The organism is Neomicrococcus lactis (assembly GCF_014200305.1).
Classification (GTDB): domain Bacteria; phylum Actinomycetota; class Actinomycetes; order Actinomycetales; family Micrococcaceae; genus Neomicrococcus; species Neomicrococcus lactis.
The window spans coordinates 1,582,497-1,600,240 of the sequence record NZ_JACHBL010000001.1; the positions used below are offsets into that span (position 1 = coordinate 1,582,497).

Sequence of the window (17,744 nt, forward strand, 5' to 3'; positions counted from 1 at the left end):
CACTACGCTCTACTCATGGGCGCTGAAGTCAACGCAAAAAGCTTCACTCGTGAGCAACGTACTCGCTATCGCGAGCGGCTCATGGTCAATTTGGAGACCTTCGCACGGTACCTCGGTTCCGGTGCTTTCGATCCCGTACGCCGCATTGGCCTCGAGATTGAATTGAACCTTGCCAACCCGGACTTCACGCCGGCGTTGCGGAACACCGAAGTTCTTGAGGCGATCGCCGATCCCGCGTTTCAAACCGAGATCGGCGCCTTCAATATTGAGTTCAACCATGACGCCGTCCAGATCGAAGGCCGAGGCCTTCTGAATCTGGAGGAGTCACTACGTCACGAGCTCGATCATGCGGTCGCCGCGGCGAAGGACGTTGACGTCAACATCTTGTTGGTCGGAATCCTGCCGACCTTGGATCAGGACTTCATCCACTCCAAGAACTGGATTAGTCCGGGCAAGCGCTACGCAGCGTTGAACACCTCGGTGTTGCAGGCTCGAGGCGAAGATGTCTTGATCGACATCGTGGGGCAAGAGCGCCTCAGCTTCTACGTCGCAAACATCGCTCCGGAGGCCGCCTGCACGTCGGTGCAATTGCACTTGCAGGTGTCCCCCGAAGAGTTCGCGCCCGTCTGGAATTCGGCTCAAGTCATTGCCGGAGCCCAAGTGGCGTTGGCGGCCAACTCCCCCATGTTCATGGAACGCGTGTTGTGGCACGAGAGCCGCATCGAAGTGTTCAAGCAGTCCATTGACACGCGGCCACCCGAGATGCGTAATCAAGGCGTTCGTCCGCGCGTGTGGTTCGGCGAACGATGGATCACCAGCATCTTGGACCTCTTTGAAGAGAACGTCCGGTACTTCCCCGCACTCTTGCCAGAGCTGTCCCGCAAGCGCTCTGAAACCACCGCTTCCGGCGCGCCACAGCTCCACGAGCTGCGCCTCCACAACGGAACGGTCTACCGCTGGAACCGTCCTATCTACGATCCAGGCGGAGATTTCCCCAACCTGCGACTTGAGAACCGTCTCCTTCCCGCTGGCCCCACTGTTGTGGACACCGTGGCGAACGCTGCGTTCTTCTTCGGACTCATGCGCGCGCTCCGCACCGCGGACCGGCCACTATGGTCCCGCATGTCATTCCAGACGGCCACAGACAATTTCTTAGACTGCGCGCGCTATGGCTTGGAAGCCAACGTGTACTGGCCAGGACTCGGCGAGATCCCAGTGACTGAGCTGATCATCCGCCACCTCTTGCCGCTTGCCGCCGAAGGCCTGGAGGATCTCGGCGTGGACAAGGCAGTAGCCGATCGCTACCTGAAGATCTTGTACGAACGCGCCCACACCGAGCAGAACGGTGCCGCTTGGCAGATCGAGACGCTTCGCGTCTTGGAAGAGCGCGGGCTGGATCGCAAGGTCGCCATCGCCGAGATGACGCGCCTCTACAACGAGAACATGCTTAGTTCTCAGCCGGTGCACACATGGAAGATCGGCTAGGTCCACCCGCTGTCGCGGATCCCCGGGACCCCGCGATGCCCACCCCCATGTGAGATCACTTCACGACAAGGATTCGCGATACTTCTGTCGTAAAGCGTTCTCACATGGGGCTGGTCGTCGAGTATTGGCCTCACATGGTGAAAGTAAACGCCGCTACATAAGCCAGGGCTGCAGTTACAAAACACTAGGCTGCAGTTACAAAACACTAGGCTGCAGTTACAAAACACTAGGCTGCAGTTACAAAACACTAGGCTGCAGTTACGAAACACTAGGCTGCAGTTACAAGAAATCCTCAGACACAAGAGAAGGGTGCTTGCCTCACATTCCGTGAGGCAAGCGCCCTTCGAGCTTTAGTTCTCGAACCAGCCGAGCTGGCCCGAGAACTCATTACTCACGCATGAATTACTTGCGAAGTGCGTCGATCGTGGCGTTGAGGGTCGCGGATGGGCGCATGGCCTTCGTGACCTTCTCTTCGTTTGGACGGTAGTAGCCGCCCAAGTCCACTGGCTGACCCTGAACTTCAAGAAGTTCCTGGTTGATCTTGTCTTCGTTTGCGATCAAAGCTTCAGCAACTGGTGCGAAGATCTCGGCGACCTTCGGGTCCGTGGTCTGAGCTGCCAATTCCTTGGCCCAGTACTGTGCCAAGTAGAAGTGGCTGCCGCGGTTGTCGATCTCGCCAACTTTGCGGGATGGGGACTTGTTCTCGAGCAAGAACGTGCCGGTTGCTGCATCAAGAGCGTCGGCCAGAACCTGTGCGCTCTTGTTGTCAGAGGTGTTGGCGAGGTGCTCAAGCGAAGCGGCAAGTGCCATGAATTCGCCGAGGCTGTCCCAACGCAAGTGGTTTTCCTTGACGAGCTGCTGGACGTGCTTTGGAGCAGATCCACCAGCACCAGTCTCGAAGAGTCCGCCACCGTTGAGCAATGGAACGATCGAGAGCATCTTGGCGGAGGTACCAAGCTCGAGGATCGGGAAGAGGTCCGTGAGGTAGTCACGAAGCACGTTGCCCGAAACGGAGATGGTGTCCTCACCCTTGCGGATGCGGTCGATGGTGTACTTGGTAGCTTCCATCGGAGACATGATCTCGATGGTCAAGCCTTCGGTGTCGTGCTCCTTGAGGTACTCGGTCACCTTGGCGATGAGCTGAGCGTCGTGTGCACGGTTCTTGTCCAACCAGAACACTGCTGGAGTCTGGGAAGCGCGAGCGCGCGTCACAGCAAGCTTTACCCAGTCGCGAACTGCGATGTCCTTGGTCTGGCATGCGCGCCAGATGTCACCAGCGAAGACCTGGTGCTCAAGCAACACAGCGCCGGAGCTGTCAACGACCTGAACGTAGCCGTCACCCTCGATTTCGAAGGTCTTGTTGTGAGATCCATACTCTTCAGCTGCCTGAGCCATAAGGCCAACGTTAGGAACGGTTCCCATGGTTACAGGATCGAAAGCACCGTTTTCACGGCAGTCATCGATAACAACCTGGTAGATGCCGGCGTAGGAAGAATCTGGAAGCACAGCAAGCGTGTCATCCTCTTCACCCTTCGGGCCCCACATGTGTCCACCCTGGCGGATCATTGCTGGCATGGAAGCGTCGACAATGACGTCGGAAGGAACGTGGAGGTTGGTGATGCCCTTGTCTGAGTCAACCATTGCCAAGCGTGGGCCTTCTTCAAGACCCTTCTTGACGAGAGCCTGAACGCCTTCGCTGACGTCCTCTGGCAACTCATCGAGTCCACCCAAGATGGCGGCAAGGCCATCGTTGGCAGAAAGACCGGCAGCATCAAGTTGTGGTCCGTAGGTCTCGAAAAGCTCGGAGAAGTAAGCCTTCACGACGTGGCCGAAGATGATCGGGTCAGAAACCTTCATCATGGTGGCCTTGAGGTGCGTGGAGAAGAGGACGTCTTCTTCCTTGGCGCGCTTGACCTGTGCAGCCAAGAACTCGTCCAATTCAGCAACGTGCAGAACGGTGCCGTCAATCACTTCGCCCGGAATGACCTTGAGGTCGTTCTTGAGGACCTTGACGGTTCCGTCAGCGCGCACCTGGCGAATGGTCAAGGTGTCTTCGGCAGGAATGACAACAGACTTCTCATTCGAGCGGAAGTCGTCAGCATCCATGGTTGCCACGTTGGTCTTGGACTCCTTGGTCCAAGCAACCATCTTGTGTGGGTTCTTGCGTGCGTAGTTCTTCACAGACAAAGGCGCGCGGCGGTCAGAGTTACCTTCACGCAGCACTGGGTTTACGGCAGAACCCTTGATCTTGTCGTAGCGAGCGCGAACTTCGGTCTCTTCGTCGCTGGATGGCTCATCCGGGTAATCCGGAACGTCGAAGCCCTGGGACTGCAGCTCTGCAATCGCAGCCTTCAGCTGGGGGATGGAAGCAGAAATGTTTGGAAGCTTGATGATGTTAGCTTCAGGAGCCTTGGCCAGCACGCCAAGTTCGGACAGCGCGTCCGCACCCTGCTGCTCTGGCTTGAGGTAGTCACCGAAGACGGCGATGATACGGCCGGCCAGCGAGATGTCGCGGGTCTCAACTTCCACACCTGCTGCGGATGCGAAGGCTTCAACGATTGGCAAGAAAGAGTAAGTTGCCAGCATTGGGGCTTCGTCGGTGTGGGTGTAAATGATTTTCGCCATGGGTTGGCGCCTCCCTGATGGACGGTATGTCCGTGTTGGACACGTGTTCGGACAGTGGTAGATCCAAGCGGGGCAAGTCTACCGAGCCGCCCCGCTCCAATCAGAATTCGTGAAAAAACTTCTGCGGACAGAATTTAGTGGAAGAAATGACGCGTGCCGGTGAAGTACATGGTGATACCAGCTGCCTTAGCCGCAGCCACCACTTCTTCATCGCGCACGGAACCGCCCGGCTGAACTACAGCCTTGACGCCAGCGTCAAGCAAAATCTGTAAACCGTCTGCAAACGGGAAGAACGCGTCTGAAGCGGCAACGGAACCGCGAGCGCGCTCAGCACCGTCGACACCCAAGGCGTTTGCACGCTCCACGGCCAGCTTGCAGGAGTCAACCCGGTTCACTTGGCCCATGCCAACGCCCACGGCTGCGCCGCCCGATGCCAACAAGATGGCGTTGGACTTAGCAGCACGCACTGCGCGCCAGGCGAACTCGAGGTCGCGCAAGGTGGCTTCGTCAGCAGCTTCGCCAGCGGCCAACGTCCACGTGGAAGCTGAGTCTCCCGGCGCATCAACGGCGTCAGAAACCTGCAACAACATGCCACCGGATACCTGACGGTATTCAACGGAGTCGCGGCGGAAGCCTTCTGGAAGCGTCAGCAAACGGATGTTCTTCTTCGCGGAGAGAATCTCCACGGCTTCAGGCTCAAAGCCCGGAGCCACTAAGACCTCGGTGAAAATGTCCTTGACGTTCTGAGCCATCTCAGCCGTCACGGTGCGGTTGGCGGCAATGACGCCACCGAAAGCGGACACGGGATCCGTCGCGTGCGCCTTGAGGTGAGCGTCCGCGATCGGGTCAGCGGCATCGCTAGCACCCAGCGCCACACCACAAGGGTTGGCGTGCTTGATGATGGCCACTGCTGGCTCAGCGAAGTCATAAGCGGCGCGAACGGCGGCGTCGGCGTCAACAAAGTTGTTGTAGCTCATCGCCTTGCCGTGAAGTTGCTCGGCCTGAGCAATGCCCGGCGTCGCACCATCTTCTATGTACAAAGCGGCTGACTGGTGTGGGTTCTCGCCGTAGCGCAGCACTTCGGAGCGCTCCAAAGAAAGCCCCGCAAACGGAGGGAAGGCTGGGATGGACGCTGCGTCGTCGTTCTCAACGGAATCGCCGAACTGAGCCGCGGTCCACTTCGCAACCGCGGTGTCATACGCTGCGGTGTGCGCGAAAGCGAGGCTCGCGAGGCGCTGGCGGGTCTTCAAATCGAAGCCGCCTTCCTTCGCGGCAGAAACGACCTGGCCGTAAGAGGCTGGGTCAACGATGATCGCGCAGGAAGGGTGGTTCTTCGCGGCGGCGCGCACCATGGATGGGCCGCCAATATCGATCTGCTCCACCACGGCGTCCATGTCAGCGCCGGAGTTCACGGTGTCCACGAATGGGTACAAGTTCACGATGACCAGGTCAAAAGGCTCAATTTCCATGTCGGAAAGCTGCTGAACGTGGTCCTCGCGGCGGCGGTCCGCCAAAATTCCTGCGTGAACGCGCGGGTGCAAGGTCTTAACGCGGCCGTCGAGGCATTCCTGGAAACCGGTAATGTCCGCAACCTCAGTCACAGGGACGCCCGCGCCAGCGATGCGCTGCGCCGTGGAACCGGTGGAAACAATGCTCACGCCCGCTTCATGCAGTCCGACCGCCAGCTCCTCGAGGCCGGTCTTGTCATAAACAGAAATGAGAGCTCGGCGAATGGGCACACGATCTTGAACTACTGAGGACACAAAAGCTCCTTGCGAAAAGCGGGTGGTTTCCCTAGCTTATCGCTTTTGCCGCGTGATCCTTGGGTCGAGTGCGTGCGGTTACGTTCCTTTTGAGGACGACGCCGCTGCCTCTGCAGTCCCAGAAACAAGCTCCGGGAAGTGCCGCTCAAGTTGTTCGTCACTCAAGCACCGCCTGAGCAGGGTTTCCGCGTGATCATCATCTGCCACGAAGCCAATGAGGTGTTCGTTCCTGCCCGTGGCAAGCTCCGGGACCACGTCCTTGATGACGCTCACCATGACGGCGTAGTAGGTGCGGATGGTGGCTTCCCAGCCGTCCTTCTTGATCATTTCGCTCAAGCCACGTTGCCAAATGGCCGCAGCTTCCTCGCCGGCGAGCTCCATGGCGCACCAATGCCACTGGCTACAGTCCCAACGATCCGAGTAATAGCCGCCGTTGTCCTCGATCTCGGTGTCCAGGTCATCGATCTTGGGATCTTCTAAAGCGGCTATGGCTTCTTCTTCGCGATGATCTCGGCCGTAAGCCTCTTCGGAATTCATCGCGAGAACCGGCATCTCAATAGTGTCTGCAGGTTCCGTGGGGACGCCGTGGAGCGCCATCGCGTAGAACGTGTGCTCCGGATGATCTTCGATGATTTCACGAGCGTGCCGGAGCACTGAAGTACGCATTGCGTTTTCGAGAGCTTTCCAATCGAGTCCCATAACGAAACACTACCCCGCTGATGTGGTTCCGACTAGTGATCATTCAGGGTGTCTGCTGTGAAGGTTTTTCCGTCGAAAACGGCTCGGCAAAAACAAGAAGCGCGGCGCTCCCCACGAGTGTGTGGGAGGCGCCGCGCCTCGGTAGCCGATGAAGTATTACTTCAGGACGGACTGGATGGAGTTGATCAACTGGTAGCCGCCCAACCAAATGAAGAGCACTGCCGTGATGACCAACGCGAGGTTGGTGTACCACTTGTTGCGCCATTCGGCAGGAACGCCGTACTTCTTCATGTTCAGCAATGGCAGCAAGGTGATGGCAAGGAACGGCATGAACAATGCGCCGAGTACGCCGTAAGCCAAGACCAATCCGATTGGCTGATCAAGCATCAGCAAGAGCATTGGTGGGAAGGTCAGCCAGATCATGTAGAAGCGGAAGTACTTGCCGTGAGCCTGGGAATCCGGGTGGTCCGAACCCTTGCCGCGGATGTTGCCCCAGAAGTCAGCGAACATGAGGGACACACCGTTCCACACGCCGAGGACGGAGGAGAACGCTGCGGCGAAGAAGCCCACCAAGAACGCCTTACCAATGAAGGTTCCGTACTTCGCTTCGAGCACGGTGTTCAGGTCCAAGAGGCCCTTGTCACCGGCGGAGATCTTCACGCCAGCGGCAGAGACTACTTCAGCGCCCACAATGAGCATCGAGAGCACGAAGATACCGGTCATGACATAAGCCATGGTGTTGTCGATGCGCATGACACGCATGAAGCGAGGCGTTGCCCAGCCCTTTTCACGCAGCCAGTAGCCGTAAGCCGCCAAGGTGATGGTGCCACCGACACCGCCCGCGAGCGCAAGCGTGTAGAGCAAGCCGCCTTCAGGAAGGCGCGGGATGAGACCGGCGAGCATGTCCGGGATATTCGGAGCGGCGATGATCGCGAGGCCCACAATGGTGATGAACATGAGAAGGACCAAGAAGGCCGTGATCTTCTCAAAAATCGCGTAGCGGTTGAACCACACCAAAATGAAGCCGGCGATGCCGGTGCCGATCGCGAAGATCCACAAAGGAACGCCCGGGAAGAGCGAGGCCAACGGGAGCGCGGTGGATGACATGGCGGAGGCACCGTATACGAAGCCCCAGATCATGATGTACGGACCGAAGTACCAAACGGTCCACTTTCCAAGGGAACGCCAGCCTTCAAAGATGGTGCGTCCGGTGGCGAGACTATAGCGTCCGGCGCCTTCGACGAGCACAATCTTCAGGATCACGCCGAGGACCACTGCCCAGAGGAGCATGTAGCCGTAGCGGGAACCGGCGGCAAGGGTTGCCACCATATCTGCGGCGCCCACACCGGTGGCTGCAACCACCAAGCCGGGGCCAATAATCTTCCACTTCTGCGGCGGGAGGTGACCCTCCGCATCTGGTTCTACTGGATCGAATCCGGCGTGATGGTCACCTGCCGGATGCTTAGGGATATCTGTCATGGAGTCCTCATTATTCGTGCGAGTTACGGAAAACCAACTGGTTTGACGAGAGATGGTCTCACTAGCAAATCACATAGATTCCACAACGTATACGCTGTTGATCGTTACTCGAAGTAATCTTGATTAAGCTCTTTTACTGAAATCAGTAACCAATTCAAGGGATTCACAGACCATGAGTGTTACCGCTAATTCCCTGCCCACCGGCGTTCAAGTGGTGCAAAATCTGCCGTGGCGCTGGGGCGTCCAGGGCAAGATTTTCATCATCGGCGGCCTCGGCTTCATGTTCGATGCGTGGGACGTGACACTTAACGGCGCGCTGATCCCGCTCATCATGAAGGAATGGGGTCTTGACCGCTCCACTGCCGCACTGATGGGCACCTCCAACCTCATTGGTATGGCGCTCGGCGCGTTCGTCTGGGGAACGGTGGCGGACCGCATTGGCCGCAAGAAAGCGTTCACGTGGACGCTCTTGATCTTCTCCCTCTTTACGGTGGCCGGCTCCCTGGCCCCGAACTTTGAGCTCTTTGCCCTCTTCCGCTTTATTGCGGGCTTTGGCCTCGGCGGATGTATCCCCGTGGATTACGCGCTGGTGGGTGAGTTCACGCCCACCAAGCAACGCGGCAAAGTCATGACCGCAATGGATGGCTGGTGGCCCGTAGGCGCCGCGCTGTCCTTCTTCGTTTCCGCGATGGTCATGACGGTCTTTGGCAACTGGCGCCTCATCCTCTTGTCCATGGTGCTGCCAGCGATCTTGGTGTTCTTCGTGCGTCTGCACGTCCCGGAGTCCCCGCTCTTCTTGATTCGCAAGGGCCAAGATGAAGAAGCCCGAAAAGTCATCGACGACTTAGTCCTCCGCACGGGCACCCCGAAAGTTGAATACACGTTGCCATCCTCCAACGAGGTTCCTCGCCTGTCCGCAGGTTCCATTGGCGAACAGCTCGCGGGCATCTGGAAGTTCAGCTGGAAGATCACGGCGGTGTCGTGGGCGCTCTTCTTCACAATCCTGTTGGTCTACTACCTAGCACTCACCTGGATGCCGTCCATCCTGCAGCAGGCTGGCATGGCCGCAAACACGTCCCTCTTCATGACGGCAATCATGGCCGCCGTGGGCTTGGTTGGCGTCATCGCGGCTGTGGCTATCGAGCGCGTTGGCCGCAAATGGATCCTCGGCGTGACGGGCCCACTGTCTGGCTTCATCCTGGTGCTCGTCGCGTGGTCCTTGGGCACGCCATCCACGGCCATCGTGTGGCTCTTGGTCTTCGGTTTTGTAGTGCAGATCTGCATTCCGGTGCTCTACGCCTACGTGTCCGAGCTCTACCCCACCGAGCTTCGCGGCTCGGGATTTGGCTGGGCATCGACCATCAGCCGCGTCGGCGCTGGCTTCGGCCCAGTGCTGTTCGCCCTGTACTGGCCGGTGATTGGATTGGCCAACCTGTTCCTGATCGCTACCGGGCTGGTGCTGCTAGCCGTGATTTTCATGGCGATTGCAGCTCCAGAGACGGCGCACCAAGAGCTCGAGTAAGGGCGTTAATTACGACGCCGCAGCGCGGCTTTCGCTCAAATCCTTCAGTACCTTGATGAGCAATTTTCGCTCTTCAATCTTGATGCGCTCGTGGAGGGTTTCCTCGGTGTCGTCGTCGAGGATCGCGACGGCCTGCTGCGCGATGATGGGGCCGGTATCGACGCCTGCATCTGCGTAGTGCACGGTGCAGCCGGTGACTTTGACGCCGTATTTCATGGCATCGCGGACGCCGTGGGCGCCCGGGAATGCTGGCAGCAAAGCTGGGTGGGTGTTGATGTAGCGGCGCTCGAAGGTGTTGATGAACTCTTCGTTGACAATGCGCATGAAACCGGAGGACACCACGAAGTCCGGGTTGTAGCTCAGGCACTTCTGCACGAGTTCATGGTTCCACTCGGCGCGGTCGTCGAAGTCTTTGAAGTTGACCACGAAGGTCTCGTATCCGGCTTCGGCAGCGCGAGCTACTCCCCCGGTGTCGTGCTTGTCGGCTCCGACCGCCGCAACCTCGAGCTGGGGCAATTGCCCCTCAGCTACCGCGTCGAGAACGGCTTGAAGATTTGAACCGGAACCAGAGACCAGAAATACAGCGCGCATTCCACAGATCTTATGCGTTATTGGTGACGAACTCTCAATAACGGCGAACTACTGTAAAGGTATGCCTGCAACACTTCCACCGAATTCCAAACGACCAGCCAGCACCGAAGAATTGCTCGCGAATGCCGCGCGGATGCGCAACACCATCATGTTGGTCTTGGCGGCATCGCTTCTGACGATGCTGCCCTTGCCGTGGAAGTTCTTGACGATTCCAGTGGGCATTGCCGCGATCATCGCGGGCATTGTGGCGCTCAAGAAGAGTCTCCGCATCCCGGGAATGGGATTCGTGAACTTCACGATCATCCTGGCTCTTGTGGGTTGCTTGCTCTTTACCGCATCCGTGACGCTTCAAGGCATTTTCTTCCAGCCCACCATGGACTATCAACGTTGCATCGAGGAGTCCCTGACTAGCCGCTCGCTCGAGCAGTGTTCCCGAGACTTCAACACTTCCCTCGTGGACCAGGTGTTGGGACGGAACTAGTTTTCGAGGACCGGATCTGGCTCGAGGTACGGCGAGACCAAGTAGCCGATGATGACTCCAACGCCCACTTCGAGGGCGATCCACGCTCCGGTCAGCCACATGTGCGGACCGATTTCCACGAGGCGTCCAATGCCAATCGAGCCACCGGAAATGAAGGACACCAGCGCGGTCAACAGCCCGGCGCCCAGTCCAATCACGAGGCCCAAGAACAGCGTGGACAGTGATGCGGAGAGCCAACGCATAGGGATCTTTCGATCCAGCCAGTCGTCAAAGTGGTTCTCGCCTTCACGCATGAACCACCAGCCGGCAGCGACACCGGCCACCACTGGTAACAGCATGAAGAGCCATGCACCGTTGAGAGAACCCGTGGGAAGCGCAGCGAGGAATGGGACAGCGGGAAGCGGGCCCACGGTAGTTTCGAGGGGGGTCAGCTGGGAGCCGATGCCAATCGAGAATCCTGCGCCGCTCAGCCAGGACAACGTCCAGATCACCAGGTTAGGGATCATCGCGAGCTGCGCTAGCGTGAGAACAATGCCTCCTATCAGTCCTGGCCGCAGCTGCTGATAGACATTTGAGCCATCCGCCCAGTGCATGAAAAGCGTGATGGCCAAGACAACGCCAGCCAGCGCAATAGCGCTCAAGAAGGCGACGAGCGATGCCTTCGCCACTGCGGCCACGTAGGAACCAGCCCACCGCGAGGCTTGGCTCGCTTGAGACAGCCACTCGACAGACTCCACGCCGATCAGTCGAGACCAAGAACCTGCTTCGCGGCGCGTTCCGATCACTACGCCCAGACCCAGAACAAGAACCGGCATGAGGATAGAGGCCCATGTTTCCGGGCGTACGTCTGAGGTGCGCACGGCAAAACCGGTGATGAACCCAAACAACCCGTATGCCACCAGCGCGCCTGCGATGCCTTGCCACAACTGATCGGCGTAGGACGCGCGTGCGATGCGTCGGCCAGCACGCCACGCGAGCAAGAATGGAATGACAGGAAACAGCAAAGGAGTCAGCGTCACGAGACCGCTGACTTCGGTCACGCCGTCCGAGGCCAGAGAACTAATTCCTAAGGGCGCGCCGTGGGCTTTGAGCCACAACTGGCCGCTGAGCTGGAGCGAGCTTTCAAGGGAACCATTAGCCAAGCCGCCGCCCAGCCAGATTCCGAAAACGGGGAGCACGAAAAGCAACGCCAGCATGAGTGCGACTTGCAGAGCTTCAAGCGCACCCTGCACTACGAGTGGAAGCGGAATTCCGTCGCGGAAGACTCGAATCAGCTGGCGAGGTTTGTTGAAGACTGCTGCTTTCGAGTTCTTTTTCATCACCGTCCATGGTGCCATTTCTACGCGCGGCTTTCGCTCAACGGCGCGGCTCATGATATGACCGATGGGTGGATATTTCGCTCATACTGCGCGCGCTAGTTCCAACCGCCGCGCTGTTGGGGCTGGGTTGGGCACTGCGCAAACACCTGAATTTTAAAGATGCGTTCTGGGTGGAACTCGAGCGGCTCACGTATTACTTCCTCCTACCTGCTCTGTTCATCAGCAGTCTGGCCACAGCAAATCTGACGAAGTTGCCCGCCTTCAGCATGGTGGGCGTCATCATCGTTTCCTCCGTAGTGGGCGGGCTTTTGCTCTTGCCCTTCCGCAAGCTTGCCGCGGGCAGCAACGGCCCAGCTTTTACGTCCGTGTATCAAGGCGCCGTCCGATTCAACAACTACATCGGCCTCGTCCTCGCCACCACGCTTTTCGGGGCTGACGGCCTCGCTCTCGCCGCCTTGGCCAACGCCGCGCTCGTGCCCACGGTCAACATCACTTCGACCTTGGTCTTTGCGCAATACGGCAGCGCGAAAGTGCAAGGTTGGGCAATCGTGCGGGCGATCTACACCAATCCCTTGGTAGTTGCGTGCTTGATGGGGCTTGCCCTGAACTTGAGCGGCTTGTGGTTCAGCAGTGTCAATTACGACGCCGCCGCGGCCATTTCCGCACTCGCCGCACCATTGGTGGAGATCCTGAAAATTCTGGGCCAAGCCGCGCTGCCGATCGGCCTGTTGTGCGTGGGTGCCGGTCTGCGGGCCACTTCCCTGCGCGGATTCGTCCGCCCGATGCTCTGGGCGAGCTCTTTCCGCTTCGTTATCATTCCAACCCTCGCCCTGATCCTGTGCTTGTGGGCTGGACTGACCGGCCCAGCCGCCGCGGTCATCATCTTGTTCCAATCCATCCCCACGGCATCAAGCGCGTACGTGCTGTCTCGCCGTCTGGGAGGCGATTCCCCGCTCATGGCCGCCATCATCGCAACCCAAACTGCGTCGTCGTTCTTAACGATTCCCGCATGGATTGCGCTCACCGCACTTTTCGTCCGCTAGCCGGTACTCAGGTCAGCTCGCTCAGCGGCTCAGGAAACGATTTCACGAAAGTTCACCAAGGGGCAGTGTGGAGTTCACTTTGAGGCCATAGTGCGGCCACTCCCGGCGCTCATGGTTGAAGAGTGAGAATTGCCGTAGTAGCTGAATCCTTCTTGCCGCACATGAATGGCGTGACCAACTCCGTCATTCGAGTTCTTCGCCATTTGCGAAGCCAAGGACACGACGTACTGGTGATTGCACCGGCACAATCGTGGTCCGGCCCCCTCTGGGACGCAGAATCCACCCCGGAGGAAGTTGAAGGCTTCCCCGTAGTGAAGCTCCCCGCACTCCCCCTCAATGGTTACCCCAACGTGCGCGTCGCCGCCGGCACCGTCTCCCGCGTCCGCCGCATCCTCGCTGGCTTCAGCCCCGACGTGGTGCACGTCGCCAGCCCCTTCGTACTGGGATGGCGCGCGATTCAAGCAGCGCAGCAACTGGGGCTTCCCACCATTTCGATCTATCAGACGGAAATCCCGGCTTATGCGGGGCGCTACGGATTGCCGTGGTTGGAGGACGTGCTCTGGAGCCATGTGAAGCTCATGCACGATTCTTCAACGGTCAATCTGGTGCCGTCTTCCTACTCCATGCGCCAACTGCGTGACCTCGGCATTCGCCGCGTGCACTATTGGCGTCGCGGCGTGGATCAAGAGCAGTTCAACCCTTCCCGCCGCTCTGAAGAGTTCCGCGCGAAAGCTGCTCCGAACGGCGAAAAGCTCATTGGTTTTGTGGGCCGCCTTGCGGCTGAAAAGCAAGTGGCGGACCTCGCGGTACTGGACGATCTTCCGGGCACGCGCTTGGTGATTGTGGGTTCCGGGCCGCTCAAGGATGAATTGCGTGCGAAGCTGCCCAACGCTTACTTCGCCGGGTTCCTCGGCGGAAATGACCTCGGCGAGGTTGTGGCGTCGTTCGATCTCTTCGTGCACCCTGGCGAGTCGGAGACGTTCTGTCAGACCATTCAAGAAGCCATGTCCGCACGCGTTCCGGTTGTTGCTGTGGGCCGCGGTGGTCCGCTGGACCTCGTGGATTCGTCCCGTACGGGTTGGCTCTATCAGCCCGGGGATCTCGAAGACTTGCGGTCGCGCGTGCAGGATTTGATTTACGACGACGTCAAGCGCGAAGCGTTCGCCGTGGCCGCTCACGAAAGCATCGCGGGACGCACCTGGGAAGCCATTTGCGATCAGCTCATTGCTCACTACGAGCGAGCGATCCAAGTGAAGTCACGACACTTGCACACTGAAGCACTGTCCTGGATGAGGCGCTAGAACGCATTTGCCCTCTGACAGTTCTTTGAGGGTCCCTTCAGGGAAAACTCAGATTAGATGCATACGTTGTAAACAACCCGCTTAGCCGGGGAACACTATCCGCTAACAAAAGGAGTGAACCATGGGACTGGGTGACAAGATTTCTAACAAGGTTGAAGAGCTGTCCGGCAAGGCCAAGGAAACATTCGGCGACGCAACTGACAACGAGCGCCTCGAAGCTGAAGGTCAAGCACAGCAGGCCGAAGCAGGCGTGAAACAGGCTGCGGAAAACGTCAAGAATGCCGCCAAGGACGTCAAGGACGGCTTCAGCAACTAATATTCGGTGTAGCACTCCCCTAGTGGAAGTGCCGGACTAACTACGAAGAGACCCGGTGAACCCTGATGTTCACCGGGTCTCTTCGTGCCTTGCCCTACTTTGAGAGGTTTGCCAGGAGCTGCTCGAAAGGAAGCGAGGTCATGGAGTTGTCCACTGGACGAGTCCGGGCCGCACCACTCATGGCAGTTGCCAGTTCCTTGCCGGCGCGAGCGACGCGCCCCATGAGCGGACCTTCAGACTGATCCGCTCCCCAGTCTTCGGGGGCCGCGAAGACGCTCGTAGGCACAATGTTGGCTCGCATGTAGGCGAACATCGGGCGCATAACGTAGTCGATCATGAGGCTATGGCGCGCAGAACCACCCGTGGCGGCGAGGAGCAGCGGAACACTATCAAGGGACTTCGGGTCGAGAGTATCAATGAAGGACTTGAAGAGTCCGCTAACAGATGCCGTGTAGGTGGGGCTCACTAGCACCAAGCCGTCAGCGTTCACCACCAGGTCTTTGACCTCCTGCAGTTCAGGAGAGGGGAAACCGGAGACGAGGTTGTTAGCGATCGCGACGGCGTAGTCGCGCAGCGAGACAACACTGACCTCCGCTTGCTGACCTTGCTCCAGGAGCGCCTGCTGAGCAGCGTTCCCTAGGTGCTCGCCAAGCATCGTTGCCGTTGACGGAACGCCTATGCCACCTGACACCACGACGATCTTCATGTTCATCCTCAAATCTCATGCAACTTGTATGCGTTTGCATAGAATAACGAACTTCCGGCAGGAATCATTCCCGCGTCACGTGATACTCATGCCACAGACCGCCCATTCGTTCGCAGAACTGACAAAAGCGCCCCCGTATGAAACGGGGGCGCTTTTGCGACGTTAGCCTAATTGCCTTGCCTCAAGGAGGCAGTAGTAGTCAGATTAGGCAGGAACGTTCAAGGTCTGACCTGGGAAGATCAAGTTCGGGTTGGAAACCGTACCCTTATTCAAAAGGTACAGGTCCTGCCAGGACTTGAGTCCAAGCTTGTTAGCGATCTTGGACAAGCTATCACCGGAACGAACGGTGTAGTTCTCGCCGGAATCAGCAACGTGCTTTGCAGTGTAGGCCTTAGCCGGAACGGACTTCTTGGCAACTGGAGCAGACTTCTGCGAAAGAACGGCAGACTTCTTAGCAGCTGGAGTCTTAGCAACTGCCTTCTTAGCGGTCTCGGAAGCCTTAGGTGCAACCACCGTCTTCTTAGCAACCGTTGCCTTTGGTGCAGCCACGGTCTTCTTGGCAACAGGTGCCTTGACCGTCTTTGGAGCCACAGAGGTGGAGGTCTTGCTGGTGGTTGCCTTGGTGGAGCCCGCGATGGAGCCAGACTTACCGTAGAGACCCAACTTGGCAGAGCATGCTGGCCATGCGCCCCAACCCTGGGTTGCAAGAACCTTTTCAGCGATGCGAATCTGCTCAGCCTTGGAAGCCTGGTGAGGCATTCCCGAGCCGCCGAAGCCGCGCCACGTGGAAAGGCTGAACTGAACGCCACCGTAGTAACCGTTGCCAGTGTTGATGGACCAGTTACCGGTAGACTCGCACTGTGCAAGTGCGTCCCACGTCGCCGTGGAGGCAGCATTGGCTGGAACTGCACCTGCGGCAGCAGCACCACCAACGAGAGCCAAGGATGCAAGGCCGAGTCCGACCTTAGATGCGGCGTATTGACGCTTCTGAGACATTATTCTCCTAAGGCCATCCACGCACACTACAACCCCGGCGGGGTGAAATGGCGTCGCTGCCCGGCCGTCACTTAAGGGGTTTCGGTGACTTAAGGAGTTCCGTGGGCAACGTGGATCCGGAACTCGGCGCACGTCTGGATGGAGGTGTGCTCGTTATCCAAACGTAATAATTCGAGTCTACGGGACAACACGCTGGGTTTGTCAAAGCGCAGGCCGATACTCACAGGTAAAACACAAGCTTATTTCAGGTGTTTTATGCCTAGAATGCGCACTCGGATTTCTCGCGCGATGCACGCGCCTCCAGATCATCCCAAGTCAACGGCACTTCGTGTGTTAAAAAGCTAGGCGACAGACCCCCTCGCCTCCGAAGATCCGCCGCCCAACTAGTAACAGTGTAACTCAATTAGCTTACAACGTATATTCTCAACAGGACGTCGATCTTGTGAGCTGCACCACATGAATTAGGTCTCGTTTTGGACTCGTTGTGGTCGGCTTGAGGCATGGAAGTAACCCCGAAAGAGATCATTCCGTGATCAAATTCCACTACTCCCACCGCCGCCGGATGGCGTGCCTATGCATCTTGAAGACGCGCCATCCACGAGATGGTCTCTTCTAAGCCACGTTCAAATTCTTGCCTCGAGTGGTTTTCCTTCAGGAGTGATTCGAGTTCGGAAACGGACGGGAATTCGCTAAGATCTGCCTTTTCGCGAAGAGTGGCATGATCCGTGGCGCGTTCCGTCTTTCCAGCGTCCGGAACAATGTCTGAAATGTCGACGTCGTCTCCAGCGAGTTCAAGTAGCAAGTGGCCCAAGAGGAAACTCGAGTACGCACGGTAAGCGCGAACTGTGGCCTCGGCAGAGAATCCACTCTCCCGCAAGGCGCCCAAGAATCGGTCGATCCACGTCAAGGAACGCATTGGTGGCCGAATCCATGGCGCTTGAGCTGGCCTAGTGGCGACGACGGGAAACACTTGCGGATGATCGTGGGCCACTTTGCGGAACCCATAAGAGAGTCTGCGAACAAACTCTTCCCAGCCATCAACCGGCTCTTTATGAACGTCGGGATTAGCGTCAAGATCCTGCAGGACCAGATCAACGATGCCGTCGATCAAGACATCACGAGACGGCACGTAGCGGTACAAAGACATCGCTTGTACGCCGAGTCGACTTGCAAGATTGCGCATCGACAAATGATGTATCGATTCATCCTCAATGAGGTCTGCGCCGGCCTTCAAAATAAGGCTCAGGTCTAGCCGACCCCGGCCTGATCTACGACCATTCCCAGGAGTGGTGGTTTCATTGCGCTGCCCTTCCGTTGCGGTTGATGGTGCTACGGACGGGGGCTCATTCATCCCCATATACCCCTCTCTTTCCTCCCCACAATGAAGGTTACCAAGCGAACACCGTCAAAGATTGAAC

15 protein-coding genes are annotated in these 17,744 nt (G+C 58.1%); 6 read left to right on the top strand and 9 right to left on the bottom strand.

Annotated features, from left to right (window positions below; genetic code table 11):
- The first annotated feature begins 15 nt into the window (after positions 1-15).
- The gene (locus tag BKA12_RS07185; protein WP_183641917.1) at positions 16-1,485 is read left to right on the top strand and encodes a glutamate-cysteine ligase family protein; all 1,470 of its coding nucleotides are present in this window, start codon (positions 16-18) and stop codon (positions 1,483-1,485) included.
- A 402-nt stretch (positions 1,486-1,887) separates the two neighbouring features.
- Here the strand turns inward: BKA12_RS07185 and BKA12_RS07190 are convergent, their stop codons facing one another.
- The 4 genes from BKA12_RS07190 to BKA12_RS07205 form a co-directional block, all read right to left on the bottom strand.
- The gene (locus BKA12_RS07190) at positions 1,888-4,110 is read right to left on the bottom strand and encodes an NADP-dependent isocitrate dehydrogenase (RefSeq protein ID WP_183641920.1); all 2,223 of its coding nucleotides are present in this window, start codon (positions 4,108-4,110) and stop codon (positions 1,888-1,890) included.
- Between the two features lie 134 nt (positions 4,111-4,244).
- Positions 4,245-5,873 carry a bifunctional phosphoribosylaminoimidazolecarboxamide formyltransferase/IMP cyclohydrolase gene (purH, locus tag BKA12_RS07195; protein ID WP_183641922.1) on the bottom strand — a complete coding sequence of 543 codons (1,629 nt, stop codon included), beginning with the start codon at positions 5,871-5,873 and terminating at the stop codon, positions 4,245-4,247.
- A gap of 78 nt (positions 5,874-5,951) precedes the next feature.
- Complete coding sequence (locus BKA12_RS07200) at positions 5,952-6,572, bottom strand: DUF4303 domain-containing protein (protein WP_183641925.1); 621 nt, start codon at positions 6,570-6,572, stop codon at positions 5,952-5,954.
- A 156-nt stretch (positions 6,573-6,728) separates the two neighbouring features.
- The gene (locus BKA12_RS07205; protein ID WP_183641927.1) at positions 6,729-8,051 is read right to left on the bottom strand and encodes an Nramp family divalent metal transporter; all 1,323 of its coding nucleotides are present in this window, start codon (positions 8,049-8,051) and stop codon (positions 6,729-6,731) included.
- Between the two features lie 172 nt (positions 8,052-8,223).
- Between BKA12_RS07205 and BKA12_RS07210 the strand changes: the two genes are divergently transcribed.
- A complete protein-coding gene (locus BKA12_RS07210; protein ID WP_183641930.1) occupies positions 8,224-9,573 on the top strand; it encodes an MFS transporter in 1,350 nt (449 codons plus the stop codon).
- 9 nt (positions 9,574-9,582) lie between these two features.
- On the opposite strand, the gene purN is transcribed toward BKA12_RS07210, so the two are convergent.
- A complete protein-coding gene (gene purN, locus BKA12_RS07215; RefSeq protein WP_183641933.1) occupies positions 9,583-10,164 on the bottom strand; it encodes a phosphoribosylglycinamide formyltransferase in 582 nt (193 codons plus the stop codon).
- Between the two features lie 61 nt (positions 10,165-10,225).
- On the opposite strand from purN, the gene BKA12_RS07220 reads away from it, so the two are divergent.
- The gene (locus BKA12_RS07220; RefSeq protein ID WP_183641935.1) at positions 10,226-10,645 is read left to right on the top strand and encodes a hypothetical protein; all 420 of its coding nucleotides are present in this window, start codon (positions 10,226-10,228) and stop codon (positions 10,643-10,645) included.
- Here the strand turns inward: BKA12_RS07220 and BKA12_RS07225 are convergent.
- The gene (locus BKA12_RS07225; protein ID WP_246361621.1) at positions 10,642-12,018 is read right to left on the bottom strand and encodes a cell division protein PerM; all 1,377 of its coding nucleotides are present in this window, start codon (positions 12,016-12,018) and stop codon (positions 10,642-10,644) included. The genes BKA12_RS07220 and BKA12_RS07225 overlap by 4 nt on opposite strands.
- Before the next feature lie 14 nt (positions 12,019-12,032).
- Here BKA12_RS07225 and BKA12_RS07230 point away from each other — a divergent pair, with 14 nt between their 5' ends.
- From BKA12_RS07230 to BKA12_RS07240, 3 genes are all read left to right on the top strand, one after another.
- Positions 12,033-13,007 (top strand): AEC family transporter, encoded by a 975-nt coding sequence (locus BKA12_RS07230; protein WP_183641938.1) that lies wholly within the window; start codon positions 12,033-12,035, stop codon positions 13,005-13,007.
- A 122-nt stretch (positions 13,008-13,129) separates the two neighbouring features.
- Positions 13,130-14,308 carry a glycosyltransferase gene (locus BKA12_RS07235; protein ID WP_183641941.1) on the top strand — a complete coding sequence of 393 codons (1,179 nt, stop codon included), beginning with the start codon at positions 13,130-13,132 and terminating at the stop codon, positions 14,306-14,308.
- Between the two features lie 121 nt (positions 14,309-14,429).
- On the top strand, positions 14,430-14,624 hold the full coding sequence (locus BKA12_RS07240; protein WP_183641945.1) for a CsbD family protein: 195 nt from the start codon (positions 14,430-14,432) through the stop codon (positions 14,622-14,624).
- A 94-nt stretch (positions 14,625-14,718) separates the two neighbouring features.
- Here the strand turns inward: BKA12_RS07240 and BKA12_RS07245 are convergent, their stop codons facing one another.
- The 3 genes from BKA12_RS07245 to BKA12_RS07255 all read right to left on the bottom strand — a co-directional run bounded on the left by BKA12_RS07245 (position 14,719) and on the right by BKA12_RS07255 (position 17,683).
- Positions 14,719-15,330 (bottom strand): FMN reductase, encoded by a 612-nt coding sequence (locus tag BKA12_RS07245; protein ID WP_246361622.1) that lies wholly within the window; start codon positions 15,328-15,330, stop codon positions 14,719-14,721.
- Between the two features lie 204 nt (positions 15,331-15,534).
- Positions 15,535-16,326, bottom strand: a complete 792-nt coding sequence (rpf, locus tag BKA12_RS07250) for a resuscitation-promoting factor Rpf (RefSeq protein WP_183641950.1) — start codon at positions 16,324-16,326, stop codon at positions 15,535-15,537.
- Between the two features lie 571 nt (positions 16,327-16,897).
- The gene (locus tag BKA12_RS07255; protein WP_338087462.1) at positions 16,898-17,683 is read right to left on the bottom strand and encodes a TetR/AcrR family transcriptional regulator; all 786 of its coding nucleotides are present in this window, start codon (positions 17,681-17,683) and stop codon (positions 16,898-16,900) included.
- Positions 17,684-17,744: the final 61 nt, after the last annotated feature.